Annotated in this window: 18 protein-coding genes; 10 read left to right on the top strand and 8 right to left on the bottom strand. The window is 70.1% G+C overall.

From position 1 onward, the window contains the following. Positions 1–59 precede the first annotated feature (59 nt). From NL114_RS06785 to NL114_RS06815, 7 genes are all read left to right on the top strand, one after another. Positions 60–560, top strand: a complete 501-nt coding sequence (locus NL114_RS06785) for a chemotaxis protein CheW (protein WP_254824033.1) — start codon at positions 60–62, stop codon at positions 558–560. Then, positions 557–2,788 carry a chemotaxis protein CheA gene (locus NL114_RS06790; protein WP_254824034.1) on the top strand — a complete coding sequence of 744 codons (2,232 nt, stop codon included), beginning with the start codon at positions 557–559 and terminating at the stop codon, positions 2,786–2,788. Before NL114_RS06785 ends, NL114_RS06790 begins: the two co-directional genes overlap by 4 nt. A gap of 97 nt (positions 2,789–2,885) precedes the next feature. Next, positions 2,886–3,284, top strand: coding sequence for a 30S ribosomal protein S6e (locus NL114_RS06795; RefSeq protein ID WP_254824035.1), 399 nt, complete (start codon positions 2,886–2,888; stop codon positions 3,282–3,284). An 11-nt stretch (positions 3,285–3,295) separates the two neighbouring features. Then, positions 3,296–3,730, top strand: a complete 435-nt coding sequence (locus NL114_RS06800; RefSeq protein ID WP_254824036.1) for a DUF7112 family protein — start codon at positions 3,296–3,298, stop codon at positions 3,728–3,730. After that, complete coding sequence (locus NL114_RS06805) at positions 3,727–4,212, top strand: DUF5807 family protein (protein ID WP_254824037.1); 486 nt, start codon at positions 3,727–3,729, stop codon at positions 4,210–4,212. Before NL114_RS06800 ends, NL114_RS06805 begins: the two co-directional genes overlap by 4 nt. Positions 4,213–4,434: 222 nt before the next feature. Beyond that, entirely contained in the window at positions 4,435–4,857 is a 423-nt protein-coding gene (locus NL114_RS06810; RefSeq protein WP_254824038.1) for a hypothetical protein, read from the top strand. 219 nt (positions 4,858–5,076) lie between these two features. After that, a complete protein-coding gene (locus tag NL114_RS06815) occupies positions 5,077–7,332 on the top strand; it encodes an alkaline phosphatase PhoX (RefSeq protein ID WP_254824039.1) in 2,256 nt (751 codons plus the stop codon). Between the two features lie 52 nt (positions 7,333–7,384). Here NL114_RS06815 and NL114_RS06820 read toward each other — a convergent pair whose 3' ends face one another. From NL114_RS06820 to NL114_RS21610, 3 genes are all read right to left on the bottom strand, one after another. Further along, entirely contained in the window at positions 7,385–8,302 is a 918-nt protein-coding gene (locus NL114_RS06820) for a hypothetical protein (protein WP_254824040.1), read from the bottom strand. After that, the gene (locus tag NL114_RS06825; RefSeq protein ID WP_254824041.1) at positions 8,299–8,652 is read right to left on the bottom strand and encodes a cupin domain-containing protein; all 354 of its coding nucleotides are present in this window, start codon (positions 8,650–8,652) and stop codon (positions 8,299–8,301) included. Before NL114_RS06825 ends, NL114_RS06820 begins: the two co-directional genes overlap by 4 nt. Before the next feature lie 89 nt (positions 8,653–8,741). Beyond that, positions 8,742–8,864 (bottom strand): hypothetical protein, encoded by a 123-nt coding sequence (locus NL114_RS21610; protein WP_286671102.1) that lies wholly within the window; start codon positions 8,862–8,864, stop codon positions 8,742–8,744. Between the two features lie 74 nt (positions 8,865–8,938). Between NL114_RS21610 and NL114_RS06830 the strand changes: the two genes are divergently transcribed. After that, on the top strand, positions 8,939–10,024 hold the full coding sequence (locus NL114_RS06830) for a DHH family phosphoesterase (protein ID WP_254824042.1): 1,086 nt from the start codon (positions 8,939–8,941) through the stop codon (positions 10,022–10,024). A gap of 82 nt (positions 10,025–10,106) precedes the next feature. On the opposite strand, the gene NL114_RS06835 is transcribed toward NL114_RS06830, so the two are convergent. Together NL114_RS06835 and NL114_RS06840 are read right to left on the bottom strand one after the other, a co-directional pair. Next, positions 10,107–10,541, bottom strand: coding sequence for a PIN domain-containing protein (locus tag NL114_RS06835; RefSeq protein ID WP_254824043.1), 435 nt, complete (start codon positions 10,539–10,541; stop codon positions 10,107–10,109). Continuing rightward, on the bottom strand, positions 10,541–10,843 hold the full coding sequence (locus NL114_RS06840) for an AbrB/MazE/SpoVT family DNA-binding domain-containing protein (protein ID WP_254824044.1): 303 nt from the start codon (positions 10,841–10,843) through the stop codon (positions 10,541–10,543). The genes NL114_RS06835 and NL114_RS06840 overlap by 1 nt, the downstream gene beginning before the upstream one ends. Before the next feature lie 83 nt (positions 10,844–10,926). Here NL114_RS06840 and NL114_RS06845 point away from each other — a divergent pair, with 83 nt between their 5' ends. Then, the gene (locus tag NL114_RS06845; RefSeq protein ID WP_254824045.1) at positions 10,927–11,619 is read left to right on the top strand and encodes a hypothetical protein; all 693 of its coding nucleotides are present in this window, start codon (positions 10,927–10,929) and stop codon (positions 11,617–11,619) included. 277 nt (positions 11,620–11,896) lie between these two features. On the opposite strand, the gene NL114_RS06850 is transcribed toward NL114_RS06845, so the two are convergent. Further along, positions 11,897–12,394 (bottom strand): DUF7344 domain-containing protein, encoded by a 498-nt coding sequence (locus NL114_RS06850; RefSeq protein ID WP_254824046.1) that lies wholly within the window; start codon positions 12,392–12,394, stop codon positions 11,897–11,899. Between the two features lie 679 nt (positions 12,395–13,073). Here NL114_RS06850 and tgtA point away from each other — a divergent pair. Further along, positions 13,074–14,579: a tRNA guanosine(15) transglycosylase TgtA gene (gene tgtA, locus NL114_RS06855; protein ID WP_254824047.1), complete on the top strand. Its 1,506-nt coding sequence runs from the start codon at positions 13,074–13,076 to the stop codon at positions 14,577–14,579. Positions 14,580–14,601: 22 nt separating this feature from the next. Here tgtA and NL114_RS06860 read toward each other — a convergent pair whose 3' ends face one another. Together NL114_RS06860 and NL114_RS06865 are read right to left on the bottom strand one after the other, a co-directional pair. After that, positions 14,602–15,084, bottom strand: coding sequence for a hypothetical protein (locus tag NL114_RS06860; RefSeq protein WP_254824048.1), 483 nt, complete (start codon positions 15,082–15,084; stop codon positions 14,602–14,604). Further along, on the bottom strand, positions 15,081–15,773 hold the full coding sequence (locus NL114_RS06865; RefSeq protein ID WP_254824049.1) for a chemotaxis protein CheC: 693 nt from the start codon (positions 15,771–15,773) through the stop codon (positions 15,081–15,083). Before NL114_RS06865 ends, NL114_RS06860 begins: the two co-directional genes overlap by 4 nt. Positions 15,774–15,877: the final 104 nt, after the last annotated feature.

Below are 15,877 nucleotides of genomic sequence, written 5' to 3' on the forward strand. Positions count from 1 at the left end.
CACGGGGAGCGTCGGCGAGCCGGGAAACGCTCTTTGCGCCGCCCTCCCTCGGGTGCGCCATGCAGACGGCGGAGCGCAACCGGGCAGACGGGGAGGCGGAGCGTGACAGCGTCGCGTTCGTCCGGTTCCGGCTCGGTGGCTTCCCGCTGGCGCTCGAGGCTGGCCACGTCGCCCGGGTGTCGCCGGTCCCCGAGCGAACACGACTCCCCGGCGCTCCCGCTCCGGTGGTCGGGCTGGGCTACGTCGCCGGCCGGCCGACCACCCTCGTGTCGCTCGCCGACCGCCTCGACGTGGACCCGGAGGGCGAGGACCGCGAGGTGGTGGTCATCCGTGGAGACGAGGGGCCGCCGGTGGGCCTGCTGGTCGACGGGACGAGCGGGCTCCTGACGGCACCGGTGGACGCGGTGACACCGCCGGCCGAGTCCGGGGACTTCTTCCTCGGGGACGCCACCGACGACCCGCTGTTCCGCGCGGTCGTCACGTTCGACGACGGGCCGGCGTACGTACTGTCGCCCGGCAGCGTGCACGCTCTGACCAGCAACGGGGGGTATCGACCGTGAGCGAGACCGGACGGCCGGCGGACGACATCTCGGAGGAGTTCGTCCGGGAGAACCGGCGGCATGTCCGCACGCTCGCCGGGTCGCTCGCGTCGCTGGGCGAGGAGCCGAACCGGGAGGCGGTCGACGAGGCGTTCCGCGCGGCCCACTCGCTGAAGGCCAACTGCGACCTCGTCGGGCTGGACGACGTTGCAGCGGTCGCCCACGCCGTCGAGGACGTGCTCGCGACGGCCCGGGCAGGGGACGCGACGCTCGACGAGCCGGCGGTCGAGACGGGCGTGGCCGCCGTCGAAGCCATCGAGCGCGTGCTCGATGGCATCCGGAGCGACGGGGACAGTCCGGCCATCGAGGCGGACAAGTGGACCGAACAGCTCCAGAGCCATCTCGGCGGGACCGACGCCGTCGGCGCGGAGACCGCGGGGTCGGCGGCGACCGACGGGGTCGCGGAGGCCCCAGCGGACGCGGGGGACGGAACGAAGTCGGCGGCCGACCCGTCCGAGCCGGACCTCGACGACCTCGGGCTCGACGAGGAGGCGCGGGCAGCGTTCGAGACCGCCGGCGAGTACGACGACCTCGACGCGCTCGTGGCGGCGATGGACGACGACGCCGAGGCGTACGCGGACCTCGAGGGCGGCGGCTCGTTCGACGAGGTCGAGGCCGACGCCGAGGCGGCGGCCACCGGGCCCGGCGACGACACGGCCACCGAGCAGGCGGTCGACGCCGGTTCCGTGGTGGAGCCCGAACCGGACCCGCCGGACGGATCGGTGCCCGACGGGGCTGCGATCCGCGACGCCGAGACCGACGCACCCGTGGCGTCGGCCGCCGACCGATCACAGCCCGAACGGTCCCGCGAGGCCCTGCCCACACCCGACCCGGATATGGCACCGGAGACCACCGGAACACCGAGCACAGGGGACGGGCCGAGCGGTAGCGCCACCATCTCGGGACTGGGGCGGGTGCCGGACGCGGCGGTGACCATCGCGTCGAGTTCGCTCGACGCCGAGCGGTTCGACATCGACCCCGACGAGGCCGAGCGCGAGCCGAGCGCGGCGCTGGAACCGCTCGGTGCGATCCGGGGCCTGGCCATCGAGCGGCGCCGGCTGGCCACGGCGCTCGGCGACGCCGACGGGCACGCGGCCGACGCGCTGGCCTCGCTCCGCCTCGCCACGGATGCGCTCGGCGAGACGGTCGCCGGCGACCTGCGCCGGCTGGACGCGCTGGCGCCGGACCTCGAACGCGCGGTCGAGCGCGCCGGGCGGCACGTCGAGACGCCCGTCGAACTCACGGCCGACCTCGCGCCGACCGCGGTCGACCGCGAAACCGTCGACCGGCTCTCGGAGCCGCTGGTCCACTGCGTGCGCAACGCCGTCGACCACGGTATCGAGGGGCCACGCGAGCGCGGCGCCGCCGGGAAGCCGGAAGCCGGGACCGTCACGGTCCGGGGGCGCCGCGAGGCGGGGCGGCTGGTGGTCACCGTCGGCGACGACGGGCGCGGCATCGACGCCGGCGCCGTCCGTGAGGCCGCCGTCGCGGCCGGTATCGAAGGGGCGGCCGACACGACCGACGACGAGGCGCTCGACCTGCTGTTCGAGGCCGGGCTCTCGACGGCCGACGCCGACAGCGATCTCTCCGGGCGCGGCGTCGGGATGGACGTCGTCGGCCGGGCGATGACCGACCTCGACGGGGAGGTGACCGTCGACTCGACGCCCGGCGAGGGGACGGCCGTCCGGCTCTCGGTCCCCGTCGACGGGGTCGTCGAGCGGGTCCACCTGGTCGCGGCGGGGGGCGAGACGTACGCCGTTCCCGGGTGGCCCCTCGAGCGGGTGGTGCCGGCGAGCGAGGCACGCGTGCAGAACGGCGCGGTCCGGGTCAGTGCGGACGAACTCGAACGCGACGCCATGGGCACCGAGACGGCGTTCGGGTCGACCGTGGACTACCGGACGGTCGACCTCGCGACGGCGCTCGTGGCGCCGGAAACGGCGGCTGGGGCACCCGAGCAGCACGAACCGGCGTACCTGCTGGTCGACCCGCCGAGCGGGGTGGAGGGCGACGAGCCCGGCGAGGGCGGTCGCGTGGCGCTCCGGTGCGACGGCGTCCTGAGCGAGCACGAGACGCTGGTGACGCCGCTCGCGGGCGTCGACACGAGCCCGGCGGTCGACGGGGCCGTCGTCTGCGATGCCGGGCGGGTGGTCCCCGTCCTCGACCCGCGGGCGTTCGTGGGCGGACGGTAGTCGCCCGCCGAGACCGCCTTCGAGGCCGGCGTGTGGGCACGTACCGCCCGGAGCGCGTTCCAATACCCTTTTGGCCGTTCCACGACTCGCTGCGTGCATGGCAGACTTCCAGGTCGTCGTCGCGGACCCGGAGGACGGGACGACCTACCAGTTCGAGATCGACGGACAGGACGCGAACCGATTCCAGGGTCGGGAGATCGGCGAGGCCGTCGACGGCACCGCCGTCGGCCTCGACGGCTACGAGGTGGAGATCACCGGCGGCTCCGATACGGCCGGCCGCCCGATGCGTGGCGACGTGCCCGGGACGGATCTCAAGCAGCTCCTGCTGACGGGCGGCGTCGGCTACGAGCCGCAGGTCGACGGCGAGCGCCGTCGCGTCACGGTCCGGGGTCGCGAGGTCAGCGACGACACCCGTCAGATCAACGCCAAGATCGTCACCCGCGGCGACAGCTCCATCGACGAGCTGCTCGGCGAGGGCGACGAGGACGACGAGTAAGCCACTCGTCGATGGAGCGCATCGCCAACGACAACGACGCCGTCCGGACCGTCCGCGCGACGCTCGAGCGGGTCGGCCGCACGGACCGTCCCCGTATCGACCTCCCCGACGGCGAGCGGGACGCCTTCCCGGTCGGCGAGGTCGTCCGGGTGGCGCTCGACGGCCGGACCCGCCACGCCCGCGTCCACCGCGGACTCGACGACGGCCTCGAACTCCGGGCGCTGTACGACAATCCCCGGCAGGCTCGTACCGGCGACGGTGAGGACCGCCTGCCCGCGTGGGTCGCGGACCGGGACCTGGCGTTCGGCCGCTCGGTACTGGTCGATGTCGTGGACGAGGGTTTCTTCTACGGCGTCCGCGCCCCGAGCGAGTCGGCGGTGTACGAGGTGCCAGACCGGCCGGACGACGGGCTCGCGGCCATCGCCCGCGACCTGGAGGAACCATGAGCGACGACACCGACGGCACGGCGAGCGGTGACGCCGACGACGGAATCAGCGACGCCCGCCGGAGCTTCCTCGCGGGCGACCGCCCGGACGATATCCTCATCTACCTCCGCGAGGACGGCATCGCGGACCCCGAGGAACTGGCCGAACTCGGCGAGCGGACCGACGACGGCGTCGTGCTCGTCCTGCCGGGCGCCGAGGGCCGGCAGGCGTTCGAGTCCGCGACCGGCCTCGACCCGATGTCGTTCGCCGGGAGCGCGATGGAGACCGAGGGGCACGTCCACCGCGACGCGACGGGCGGCGACTGCCCCGAGGGCGCCGGCGACGACCACGGCGCCCGCTTCGTCTTCGCCTTCGCGGAGGCACAGAACACCGAGGTCGGCGGCCAGTACGCCGAGGGCGATGTCATCCACGCGTACGCGGCGTGCGACTGCGGGACGACCTACTCCGAGAAGTGGGTGGCCGAAGCGGACAGCGGGGAATAGACCCGACCCCCCGTTCGATAGAGTATATCCGAGTAATACAGAGCTTTTGTTATTAGATCCAAGGATATGCAGACAGAGGTGATATTTCGACAGATATGTCGAGGGTGCGGGCTGTGGAGGTTCGGTCCCGTCCGGACGGGTATATAGGGAAACTAGCAACGAACTACCCACGGCCGGCAGTGCTCACGGTCGAGCGACCGCCCGCCGGCGGTCTCCGACACCATGTCACGACCCGAGTCCGTACCCCGAGACGGCGAATCGGTCCACCGTGAGTACATCCTCGACGTGCGCATCGTCACGGTCGCCCCCGACGGCGCCGACGCCCCCCGCTACCGGTTCGAGGCGCCCCAGCACCGCGGTGAGGAGTTCGACAGTGTCGCGGACGCGGAGCTGTACGCCGATGTCTACTTCGACGTGAACGGGTTCCAGGAGGACGGGACGGGCGATCGGGGCGTTCCACCGGAGATCATCCAGGCGGGACGGGACACGCTGGCGGCGTACTTCCGGACCCAGCGCTACGCCGACACCGCGTGGGTCGCCTCCTTCTTCGGGAAGGAACCGGGACAGATAGAGCGGTACATCGAGACCGTCCGGGCGCGGGCCGAGGAGGTCCGCGAGGGGGCCGTCGAGCGCGGCGTGGCGTGACAGCGAACCGCCACGCAACATAACTGATATCCTATATCTTCGACACGTTCGGTGTTCGACGTTCGTATCGAGCGGCGCCACGGCGAATCGGGAACCCTCTCACGAGGCCCGGGCAGCTATATATCCGACCCGAACACACAGAGCGGTTCGGCCGTCACCGTACGGGGCCGGACGGCTATTACAAGCGTTCATATCCCCGACAGGTGGGTATCCGTTCGTATGCCCGAGTTCACTCGGCGGAACCTGATGGCGACCTCCGTCGCCGCGGCAGTGGGAGCGAGCGTGAGCGGCGTCGCGGTCGCGGACGAGGAGGAGTCGGATACACCCGGTGCCCCCAGCGTGAAGGGCGAATTGAAGCGGTTCTCCTCGACGGCGCTCGGCGCGGAGGTGACCGGACCGTTCGTCTTCGACGACGGCTCGCTGCTGTACAGCCTCCAGCACCCCAGCACGGACAATCCCGCGCCCTTCGACAAGGCGGGTATCGGCTACGTCGAGGGGTTCAACTTCGAGTTCGACGGTGACAGCAGCGAGTTCGACGAGCTGTCGACACCCCAGACCAACGAGGAGCAGGGGAGGGTCCGCGTCAGCGACGGCGAGTACGTCCTGCTGGCGAGCCAGGGCGACACCTTCGGAAACGGCGAGGAGCTCGGCGTCCCGGAGACGCCCGACGGGACCCCCATCACGGAGTTCGCCGGCTCGCGGTACAGCGAGGCCGGCTACACGCCGGACTGCAACCAGTTCATCGCCACGAACGGCGCGGGCACCGAGGGCTACCTGTTCACGAACTTCGAGGCCAGCCCCGGCAACGTCACGCGCATCCCGGTCAGCAAGGACGGCGAGTCGTGGGAGGCGGACCTGGAGAACGCGCTGAACCTGGCCAACACCGAGGCCATGCGCGAGCTCGGCGGCACCCGCATCAACTGCTACGGCGACAAGACGCCGTGGGACACGATGGTCTCCTCCGAGGAGAACTACGCCCACACGCGCATCTCGCTGACAGCGGCCGTGGGCGACATCGTCGACGCGGGCAGCGGGCAGGGGCTCCGCGCCGCACACGAGTTCTGGAACCGGCCAGACCCCACGGACATCCAGGAGGCCGTCGACTCCTACTACGGCGACGACTCCTGGTACGTCCAGGGGTACTGGGCGATGGGCGGCGTCGAACTGCTGGCGTACTACCTCGGCGCCGACCCCGTCGACCAGGACGGCGACACCAACACCACGACCCCCATCGGCGAGGGCTATCCCAACCCGTATCGCTACGGCTACCAGCTGGAGTTCCAGGACCCGACGGCCGAGGAGCCGACGCCGGTCAAGCACTACGCGATGGGCCGGGCGTCGTGGGAGGCCCCGGACTTCCAGCAGGACCGCAAGACGGTCTACCAGTGCTCGGACGGCGACAGCAAGGGCATCTACAAGTTCGTCGCCGACCGTCCCATCCCGAGCTACTCGGACCCGATGGACGTCTCGGGGACGCTGTACGCCCCGAAGGTGACGACCGGGGCGGCGGCCGAGAAGAACTCGCCGGCCGACGTGACCCTCGACATCGAGTGGCTCGAACTCGGACACGCCTCGAACGGCGAGGTCGCCGAGTGGATCGCCGACTACGACGGCGTGACCCAGAAGGACTACCTCGCCACCCACAGCGACTGGAGCGGAGGCGACGAGGTCACCGCCGAGGTGCTGGAACAGGCCGACCGCGAGGTCGTCGAGAACGGCAACCGGGACTACATCACCGACGCGGAAATCGTCGAGTGGGCCCGGCAGTACGAGGCGAACGGCCCGGACGGCGTCGCCGAGGAGCTCCGGCGCGTGCCGTTCCTCGAGACCCGCGCCGCCGCGAAGGAGATCGGCGCCACGGTCGAGTTCAACAAGGCCGAGGGCGTCGACAGCGTGCCCGGCGCGACGCCCGGCGACTACGTCTACTTCGGCATCTCCGAGTTCAACGACGACATGGCCGACGATGCGGGCGACCTGCGGATGCACCGCGTCGACGGCGGGGTCGTCTACCGCGGCGAACTCGAACCCGACTACAACGTCTCGCGGCTGGAGCCGGTCATCGTCGGCCCGGACGGGACCGACACCGCCGACGTGGCCGACGACGCGCTCGTCAACGTCGACAACGTCTACGTGATGGAGGACGGTCGCGTCCTCTGCTGTGAGGACGCCGACCAGTTCGGTCGCTCCTACAAGAACGACTGCCTCTACGTCTACACGCCCGAGGAGCAGCTGAACGGGCCCGGAAACGGTGGCAATGGGAACGCCGGAAACAGCAACAACGGGAACGCCGGAAACAACAACGGCAACAACGGGAACGGCAACAGCGGAGCCACCCGGATGGCCCAGTCCGGTGCGGGAGCGGGGACGTTCACGGACCACGACGGCGACGGCAACGTCGACCCGAGTCGGTCGCAGTTCGACACCACCTTCCCCAACCTGAACTGGAACGCCTGGTCGTCGCTCTTCGGGAACTGACGGCTGCCCGCGTCCGCTCCAGTGCGGCCGAATCAGCCGTCCAGCGCTCCGCTCACGGCCTCGTCTCGCCCTCGCTGGGCGCCCCGACGCTCTCGTTTCTCGCGCGGTCGAGCCACCCCGGTGGGTCGACCGTCGTCGTCCCGACGTCCGACCAGCGGGCCGTCTCCGTCACGCCGGCCCGACGCCCGTCGTAGGTGGTCTCGTATTCGAGCCGGTAGCGGTAGACCCGACCGTCGGGGCCGACGAGCATCCGGACCTCGGCGTCGCGTGGGTCCGTGAGCAGGTAGGCGTCGTCGAGCGCGTCCGGCGCGACGACCGCGGTCGATTCGAGGCGATAACGGACCGCACCGCCGATTTCCAGCCGCGTCACCTCCCATCGGAACGTCGTGAGCAGCCCCAGCACCGCGTCGCTGCCGGTCCGGTCGGATTCGACCTCTGCAGCGGTGGCCCCCGCATCGGTCCCGTAGGTGACGTTGTCCGCCGCGACGAGCCGGTAGAACGCCGCGTCCCCGTCGTGGTATATCATCGCGTCGCTGTACGGGGCATTCACGTCGTAGCGCGGCGCGGAGACGGAGCTCCGGGTCAGCAGGAACGGTGTGCCGCCACGGGCGACCTCGATGTCGGTCCGGGTCGCGCGGAGCGTCCCGTTCCCGTCGACGACGGTCCGGCTGTCGGCCCGGGTGAACGAGTGGTCGGAGAGCTGGGCGTGGTGGGCCCTCGCGAGCGCGAACGGGTCGGCCACGCCACCCGTCCGGAGCCCCGGTGCGACTTGGCGGCCCTCCACGAGCCGCGGGCCGCCCGACCCGCTGGCATCGGTCGTCGCCGCGCGCTCGCCACCGGGAATGGGCGCCGGCGTCAGCGTCGGCGTCCGGTCGGGAACGCCACCCCCGGTGCCGATACTACACCCCGCTAGCACCAGCAGCGCACCCAGTGCGAGCGGGCCGACGAGCCGGCGCCCGCGGGTCGTCACTCGGCGTCCGGGTCGGGTGCCCAGTCCGGGGTCGGCCGCGGCGGTGCGAACGTGTCGATGCCGACGACCGGCTCGTCGCCCCGGTTGACCGCGGCGTGGGGTTCCCCGCCGGGGATGGTGAACGAGTCGCCCGTCCCCATCGCGTACTCGTCGCCGCCGACGAGGAAGGTCAGCGTCCCCTCGACAACGTAGCCGGTCTGCTCGTGGTGGTGGTCGTGTTCCGGCACCTCGGCGTCGGGCTCGATGTGGAACCGCTGGATGCTCAGCTCCTCGCCCGCCGCCAGCTGGGTCAGGTGGACCCCCGGGACGGCCTCGACCGTCTCGCGCTCCCCGTCGGCCACGTGTTCCATACGCGAGGCACGGCCCGCCAGGCCCTAAATCGTCGGGCGGCCGGGTGGCGGGAGTGTCCGGGCGGCGAGGCTTGCACCCGAAGGCCTCCTCAGCCGTCCCCGGCGTCGGGGTCGGTCACCTCCCGAGAGAGACGGGGGACGGGCGGGTGGTCCGCGTCCGGCGGATCGAAGTAGTGCGGCGGCGCGAACCGCTCGACGATGGCCGACGACATCCCGCGGCCGACAGCGACCCTTCCCCCGCGACCGCAACCGGCCGTTTGATACCGCTCGGGGCGCTCGAACAGGCATGGACGATTATCTCATCGACGACGACCGGCTCTCGCTCTCGCGGAAGTCGGTCCTCCCGGGGGAGGGCTTCTTCGTGCCCGACTCCGTGGACGAGGCACGCGAGGAGGCCGAGGCACGCGAGGCCATCGTCGGCGCCTCGACGGTGGTCATCGCGGACCCGGACGCCGACGGGCTGGCCTGCGTGGCACTGCTGCGCGAGGCGTTCGGCTCGGCCGCGCTCGTTCCGACCGGTCCGCACGAGATTGCCGACTCGCTGGAGTACGTCGCCGAGTTCGCCGACCCCGACGCCCGCGTCGTCGTCTGTGACCTCTGCCCGGACGACGAACGCGACATCGAACCGCTCGGGGACGTGGCCGACGGCCACGAAATCCGCTGGTTCGACCACCACCAGTGGCACGACGAACTCACCCTGCTCGTCGAGGAGGCGGGCGTCGACCTCGTGGTCGGCCCCTCGGACGAGGTGTGTACCGCGGACGTGGCGCTGGAGGCGCTGGACTACGACTTCCCCGCGCGGTTCACCGACCTCGCGGAGGTGACCCGTGACCACGACCTCTGGCTCCGCGAGGACCCCCGCAGCGACGACCTCGCCGACTACGCCTACTGGGTCGAACCCGAGGAGTACGTCGAGGTCGTCCGCGAGCACGGCGCCGACCTCCCCGAGGACGTCGAGGACTACATCGCCGAGCGCCGCGTCGAGAAGGAGGCGCTCATCGAGCAGGCCGTCGAGCGCGGGCAGATCGTCGACGTGAACGGCTGGACCGTCGGGGTGACGTACGGCCGCTGCTCGCAGAACGAGGTCGCCGAGGCGTTCCGCGAGCAGGGCGCCGACGCCTCCGTCGTCGTCAAGCCCTCGGGCTCGGCCAGCATCCGCGGCACGGACGCGTTCGAACGCTGCCACGAGGTCGCCGCGCAGGTCAACGGCGGCGGCCACCCGAAGGCCGCCGGGTGTAAACCGGACATCTACGACGACATGCTCGATTACGCCCACCACTGGACGACGCGGGGCGCCATCACGAAGCAGGTCATCCTCGACGCGTTCCGGACGCTGGAGCCGGAGGATGAGGTGGACGTGGAATCGGAGTAGTCGCCCCCGTCCCTAGAGCATTAACAGCCCCATTATCCGATTTTCGAGCACATTATCGAGATATTCACGAGTTATCAGCGAATCACACGCCGTGGTCCCGGAACCGCTCCACGGTCACCTCGACCGGCAACTCGTCGAACTCCCCGTCGGCGCCGGCCAGCAGGGTCGCGTCGTGCTCGTGAGCCAGCGTGACGGCGTGCGCATCGCCGAGTGCGATTCCCCCGTGGGCCTTCACGCGACCCGCGAGGGCCCAGTCCGCACGCGCCAGCTCCAGTCCGTGGCGGGTCAGCGCGCGAACGTCCCGGTCCGCGGTGCGGAGCGACGCGTCGGTCGCTGTCCCGTCGACGCCCTCGATGCGCGCGACGAGGTAGAGCAGTTCCGAGGCGTTGACCTCCGCGAGCAGGCCGTCGGCCGCACCCGATGCGACCCGTTCGAGCACCTCGGCGACGGCCTCGTGCCCGGGTTCGTCGTAGAGGAAGGCGACCAGCGGCTCCGTGTCGAGGACGTAGTCCACCATCAGTCCCCGTCACCGTGCCGGTCGACCAGTTCGTCAGCCTCGCGCTCCTCGCGCTCGCGGTCGGCTGCCCGCAGGTCCCGCGCTTCCGCGAGGACCTCACCTGGGTCGTGGTCACCGGCGTGGATGCCGTGCAGGTCCGAGAGCGTCGGCACGGGCTCGACGACGATGCGCCCCTCGTCCTCGTAGATGAACACCTCGCCCGGCGCCTCGATGCCGAACTTCTCCCGGAGCGGCTTCGGGATGGTCGCCTGCCCCTTCCCGGAGACGTTGACGACCGTCGGTTCTGAGGTATTACTTGACATCTCGTGTTGTACAATCGTGTTCGGGTGTTACTAACTCTGTCGGCGCCCGGAGGTTTATCAGGAAGAACACCGACCGGAGAGCCGTGTCGACGGACGACCCAGGGGTGGCTGCGGCTGTTCGAAAGCAGCTGCAGGGCTGGTCGCCGGAGGGCGACGAATCCGGGCTCAACGACTACCGGACGAGCATCCGCGAGTACCTCGACGGGAAACTGAACTGCGGACCTGGGGTGGACCAGCACGTCGTGGCGTCACACCGGAGCGGTTCGGCGCCTGACGTGGTCGTGGGCGACCGTGTCGGTATCCTCGTCGAACCGGTCGTCTCCGAAGGCGGACAGGGGCGGCTCCGGACGCGGCTGGACCGGTTCGACGGGGAGTACGCGCTGGTGCTGACCGTCGCAGTCGAGGTCAGGGACGAGACGGCGTGGCAGGAACTGCAGGACGAGTACGCGACGGGTCACGAGGCTGCAGGGACGGTATACGGGTTCGTCGTCGCCAATCTCCGCCGTGAGTCTGGAGGAACCACATCCCACCGTCTGCATCCGAGGGAGGTAGAACCGAGCAAACTGCGGCAGTGGTTACGATGGGTCGTCCTCGGGCTATTCTTCGTCCCACTCACCTACGGCGTGACGCTGCTCCGGTTCGGGAACAACAACGGGATTCCGGGCGGAGGGTTCGTTCCATACGTCACGATCGGCACGGAGCTCCTGGGATTCCTCGCGGTGTTCGTCGTCGGCTCGCTGCTCTGGGTGGTGTGGCAGGACGGCCACAGCAGTTGAATCGTTATCACTCTCCCCTGACGCACGGTTCTCAGCACCTGTCCCACCGAACGACGCGGGGCGCAGTCACGAAGCAGGTCATCCTCGACGCGCTCCGGGCACTGGAGCACGAAGCCGACGCAGCGGAGGAGTGAGTCCGTTCACTTACTAGATATACCGATAATATTTCCGAGTATTAAAGATATTATCCAGCCTTCATCTGAATTAGAAGCAATATAATAGAGATATACCGCGTTCCAGTCCGGAACGAGCGCGCGTCAATCAGCCCGTCGAGGGGTCACCGCTTGAACAGCGACGAGACGGTGCCGGTGAAGCGGCCCTCGGAGCGTTCGTCGGACTCCTCGTGGGTGTCGGTGCCGTCGACGGCGAGGTCGGTGTCGGCGTGGAGGCTCTCCTCGAGGTACGGCTCGAACACCTCGATGAGACCGGTCGGCTCGACGACGCCGCGGGACTGGTTGTACTCGATGACGTCGTGGTCGTCGAGCTTGGGGAGATGAGACTGGTAGAGCGCGATGTAGACCCGCTGGCGCTCGTCCGAAACGAGCTGCTGGACCGTCGTGTCGTGCTCCCACGCCGCGACCTCCTCGGCCAGGTCCCGCATCACGAAGCGGTCCTCCTCGTCGTGGTCGAGCAGGTAGCGGAGCACGGCACGCCGCCGGGAGTTCTGCAGGATGTGGAACGCGTCGTCCTTCTCGATACTCGTGCGCGTGGGGCCGTCCGTGTCAGCTGTCTCCTGCTCGCTGGCATCGTACTCGAAGTCTGTCTGGACACTCATTGTATGCATCCGAGTCCATCGGGCCAGGGGTGATAAAGAAGAAACTCGGTTCGCCCGGTTCAGCGCCGTTCACGGCTGTTGCGAACCATTCCACCCCGGAAGCCATACCGTTCCACCGCCGATGGAATATTCTCGATCCATCTGCGGAAATAATCGTGCATCGGAGATTCACGCCGCAGTTACGACTGTTGCAGACCGTTACGAGTCACCTAAACACTGTTTCACCGACCGTTCACCCCCACGCTGTCCTGCGGTTTTCTCGGTTCAGGCGGATATATCCGGCCCCTTATCCAGAGTATGTGTGGACCACTCGTGGGATACCGTTGCACACGAATGTGCCCGAGCCGGCGATGAACCGCAGCTGTGTACCCCGCCATGAGCGGCGCGCGCGGCAATCATCAGGCAATTATCTCCTGAGCAGCCATTCGACTCGGAGAGATTTCCGATAGTGAGAGGACACAACACGGGTACAGGGAGCGACGGAGAACTGGACACTCGCCCGTCGGTTCCTGGTGGAATGGGGGGGCCAGCCGCGCGAATCGCGGCGATCCACCGCGGCCGGGCACATCCCCGTTCTTCGGAGGAAGTACGGACAGCAGCGGCGCTCGGGAGCGGGGACCTCGCACACCGCTCCCCTCGACACACAACCCTTACCGCCAACCACGCCGCAGACGGACCAATGACCGACGTCTTCGAGGTCCGCCGCTGGGACGGCGCGGGCCGGCTCGGGAGTCTCGACGTGCCCCGCGCGGGCGTCACCGTCGAGACGCCGGCGCTGATGCCCGTCGTCAACCCCCATCTCCGGACCGTCTCGCCGGCCCGGATGGAGGAACTCGGCGCGCAGGTGCTCATCACGAACGGCTACATCCTCTACGGGAGCGAGGACTACCGCGAGCAGGCCCTCGAGGAGGGCCTCCACTCGCTGTACGACTTCTCGGGCGCCATCGTCACGGATTCGGGCTCGTTCCAGCTCTCGGTGTACGGCGACGAGGAGGTCGACATCGATACCGAGGAGATACTGCAGTTCCAGTACGACATCGGCTCGGACATCGGAACGCCGGTGGACATCCCGACGCCGCCGGACGCCGCCCGCGAGCGCGCCGAGGCGGAACTCGCGAGCACGCAGGAGCGCCTGGAACTCGCCTCGGGACTGGACCTCGGCGAGATGCTGCTGAACGCGCCCGTCCAGGGCTCCACCGACACGGACCTCCGCGAGCAGGCGGGTGCGGACGCCCGCGCGACCGGTGCCGACGTGTTCCCGGTCGGCGCGGTCGTCCCCCTGTTGAACGACTACCGCTACGCCGAGGCCGTCGAGGTGTCGCTCGCGGCGAAACGGGGGCTGGGGCCGGCCGCGCCGGTCCACCTGTTCGGCGCGGGCCACCCGATGATGTTCGCGCTCGCGGCGGCCGCCGGCTGTGACCTGTTCGATTCGGCCGCGTACGCGCTGTACGCCCGCGACGACCGCTACCTCACTGTCCGCAGCACGGAACACCTCGCGGACCTGGAGTACCTCCCCTGCTCCTGTCCGGTCTGCACCGAACACGGTGCCGAGGGGCTGCAGGCGCTGGACGACATCGAGCGCGAGCGCCGACTCGCCGAACACAACCTGCACGTCTCGTTCGCGGAGATGCGCCGCGTCCGGCAGGCCATCCGCGCCGGCGACCTCCTCGAGCTGGTGGAGGCCCGGGCACGCTCGCACCCGACCGTGCTGGACGGCTACCGCGCGCTGCTGGACCACGCCGACGACCTGGAGCGGAGCGACGACGCCAGCAAGGAGAGCTTCTTCCACCTCTCGACCGAGAGCGCCCGCCGGCCGGAGGTTCTGCGCCACCACGACCGACTCGCCGCCCTCCCGGTCGAGGGCGATGAGGTCCTCCTCTCGGAGGGCGGCACGAACGACTCCTACGACGAGACCTGGCGCGTCGTCCCGCCGTTCGGACCCTTCCCCCGAGCGCTCTCGGAGACGTACCCCCTCACCGCGGAGGTGCCCGAGCGGACCGACCGCGCGGCGCAGGCAGCGGCCGCCAGGGGCGTGACCGCGCTCGTCGAGGCGAACCCCGATGTCGCGTTCACGCTCGCTCACTGGGAGTGGCCCGACGAGGTTCTCGCGACGCTCCCGGAAGCGGTGACGGTGACGGCGCTGGGGCCGGACGAGGACGTGGATGCGGAGACGGAAGTGGAGTAGGCGGCAGGCAGGGTACGAGCCGTCAGTTCAGCCCGAGCAGTCGCTTCAGCCATGCGAAGAACCCACCCGAGGAGTCGTCCTGCTGGCTCCGCCGGCGGCCGCCACGAGGAGTGGACTGCCCGCCGGCGTCACGACCCGACGTGGCGCCATCGCCCGCCGTGTCCCGGTCGGCCGAGGCCGCGGTCGGCTGCATGGCGTCGCCGCCCGCGGAACTGGTGTCGGCAGTCGAGGAGGTGCCGGTCGCCGAGGTGGTGCCCGCGGCCCGGCCGGACGAATCGTTTGCGGCGGTCGAACCGGCTGTGCCGGCTGTGCCGGCGGCCGCCGCATCGCCGCGCGAGGCCGCCGGCGGATTGCTGCTCCACGGCTCCTCCTCGGGCGTGGGGTCCGTGTGCTCGACATCGTCGAACCAGTCGGCGGCGTCGTACTCGGCCGCGGGGGCCGCCGCAGCGCGCTCGGCGGGCGCCGCGTCGCCTGCGCCGAACCAGTCCGGGTGGTCGGCCGTCATCGCTGGATGGAGCCCACCTCGAGCTGTCCGAGGATCTTCAGGAACGTCCGGTTGTCCGGCAGGACGTAGACGGAGGCGTCGATGTCGTACGCCGGGATGTGGAGCTGACTGGCGATGTAGATACCGAGGTCGTCGCCGGCGGCGACGGTGGCCCGCAGGATCTCGGCCTCGGTGTTGGACACCGTATCGGGCGTGGCGATGTCGATGCGCTCGTCGAACATGTTGGCCCAGCTGTCGACGAAGCCGCTGGACATGATGGAGCCGAGCTCCTGGATGGTGCTCCAGGCCATCTCCTCGCCGGCCGTCTCGACCGCCTCGTCGGAATCCTCCAGCATGACCGCGGCGGCACGGTTGGCGCTCGCGGGGTCGAACAGCACGAGGACGTAGCCGCCGGGCGCGCCCGGGAGCCGCACCCGGACGCCGACGCGGTCCTCGTCGCCGAACTGCGTATGCGCGTCGTCGGGGGTGACGTAGCCGCTCTTGACCTGCTCGGAGACGACCTCGTCGATACCGAGTCTGCCGACACGCTCCTCGACGCCGTCGGCGCCGACCTCGCCGAGCCGGTTCATCACCGCGAGCTTCTCGATGGGGATGGTCCAGCTCTCGCGGGCGCCCTCGCTGGGGGGCTGCACACGGCCGCGGTGCCGGTCGCCGCCCGCCCGTTTGGCCTCCGGGTCGCGGTCGCTCATGCGGTCGACTCAGCCTCCGTGTCCGTGTCGGACTCCGCATCGGTCTCCGGGTCCGAGTCGGCGTCGGCGTCGCCGTCCTCGTCGGGCTCGGCGTCGTCGCCCAC

This window comes from Haloglomus halophilum, assembly GCF_024298885.1.
Lineage (GTDB): Archaea > Halobacteriota > Halobacteria > Halobacteriales > Haloarculaceae > Haloglomus > Haloglomus halophilum.

Bases quoted from the DNA above. Each gene is read 5' to 3' on its own strand.
- NL114_RS06785 (WP_254824033.1), top strand. From the start codon at position 60: ATGCAGACGGCGGAGCGCAACCGGGCAGACGGGGAGGCGGAGCGTGAC.
- NL114_RS06795 (WP_254824035.1), top strand. From the start codon at position 2,886: ATGGCAGACTTCCAGGTCGTCGTCGCGGACCCGGAGGACGGGACGACC.
- NL114_RS06800 (WP_254824036.1), top strand. From the start codon at position 3,296: ATGGAGCGCATCGCCAACGACAACGACGCCGTCCGGACCGTCCGCGCG.
- NL114_RS06805 (WP_254824037.1), top strand. From the start codon at position 3,727: ATGAGCGACGACACCGACGGCACGGCGAGCGGTGACGCCGACGACGGA.
- NL114_RS06810 (WP_254824038.1), top strand. From the start codon at position 4,435: ATGTCACGACCCGAGTCCGTACCCCGAGACGGCGAATCGGTCCACCGT.
- NL114_RS06815 (WP_254824039.1), top strand. From the start codon at position 5,077: ATGCCCGAGTTCACTCGGCGGAACCTGATGGCGACCTCCGTCGCCGCG.
- NL114_RS06825 (WP_254824041.1), bottom strand. From the start codon at position 8,652: ATGGAACACGTGGCCGACGGGGAGCGCGAGACGGTCGAGGCCGTCCCG.
- NL114_RS21610 (WP_286671102.1), bottom strand. From the start codon at position 8,864: ATGTCGTCGGCCATCGTCGAGCGGTTCGCGCCGCCGCACTACTTCGAT.
- NL114_RS06830 (WP_254824042.1), top strand. From the start codon at position 8,939: ATGGACGATTATCTCATCGACGACGACCGGCTCTCGCTCTCGCGGAAG.
- NL114_RS06835 (WP_254824043.1), bottom strand. From the start codon at position 10,541: ATGGTGGACTACGTCCTCGACACGGAGCCGCTGGTCGCCTTCCTCTAC.
- NL114_RS06840 (WP_254824044.1), bottom strand. From the start codon at position 10,843: ATGTCAAGTAATACCTCAGAACCGACGGTCGTCAACGTCTCCGGGAAG.
- NL114_RS06850 (WP_254824046.1), bottom strand. From the start codon at position 12,394: ATGAGTGTCCAGACAGACTTCGAGTACGATGCCAGCGAGCAGGAGACA.
- tgtA (WP_254824047.1), top strand. From the start codon at position 13,074: ATGACCGACGTCTTCGAGGTCCGCCGCTGGGACGGCGCGGGCCGGCTC.
- NL114_RS06860 (WP_254824048.1), bottom strand. From the start codon at position 15,084: ATGACGGCCGACCACCCGGACTGGTTCGGCGCAGGCGACGCGGCGCCC.
- NL114_RS06865 (WP_254824049.1), bottom strand. From the start codon at position 15,773: ATGAGCGACCGCGACCCGGAGGCCAAACGGGCGGGCGGCGACCGGCAC.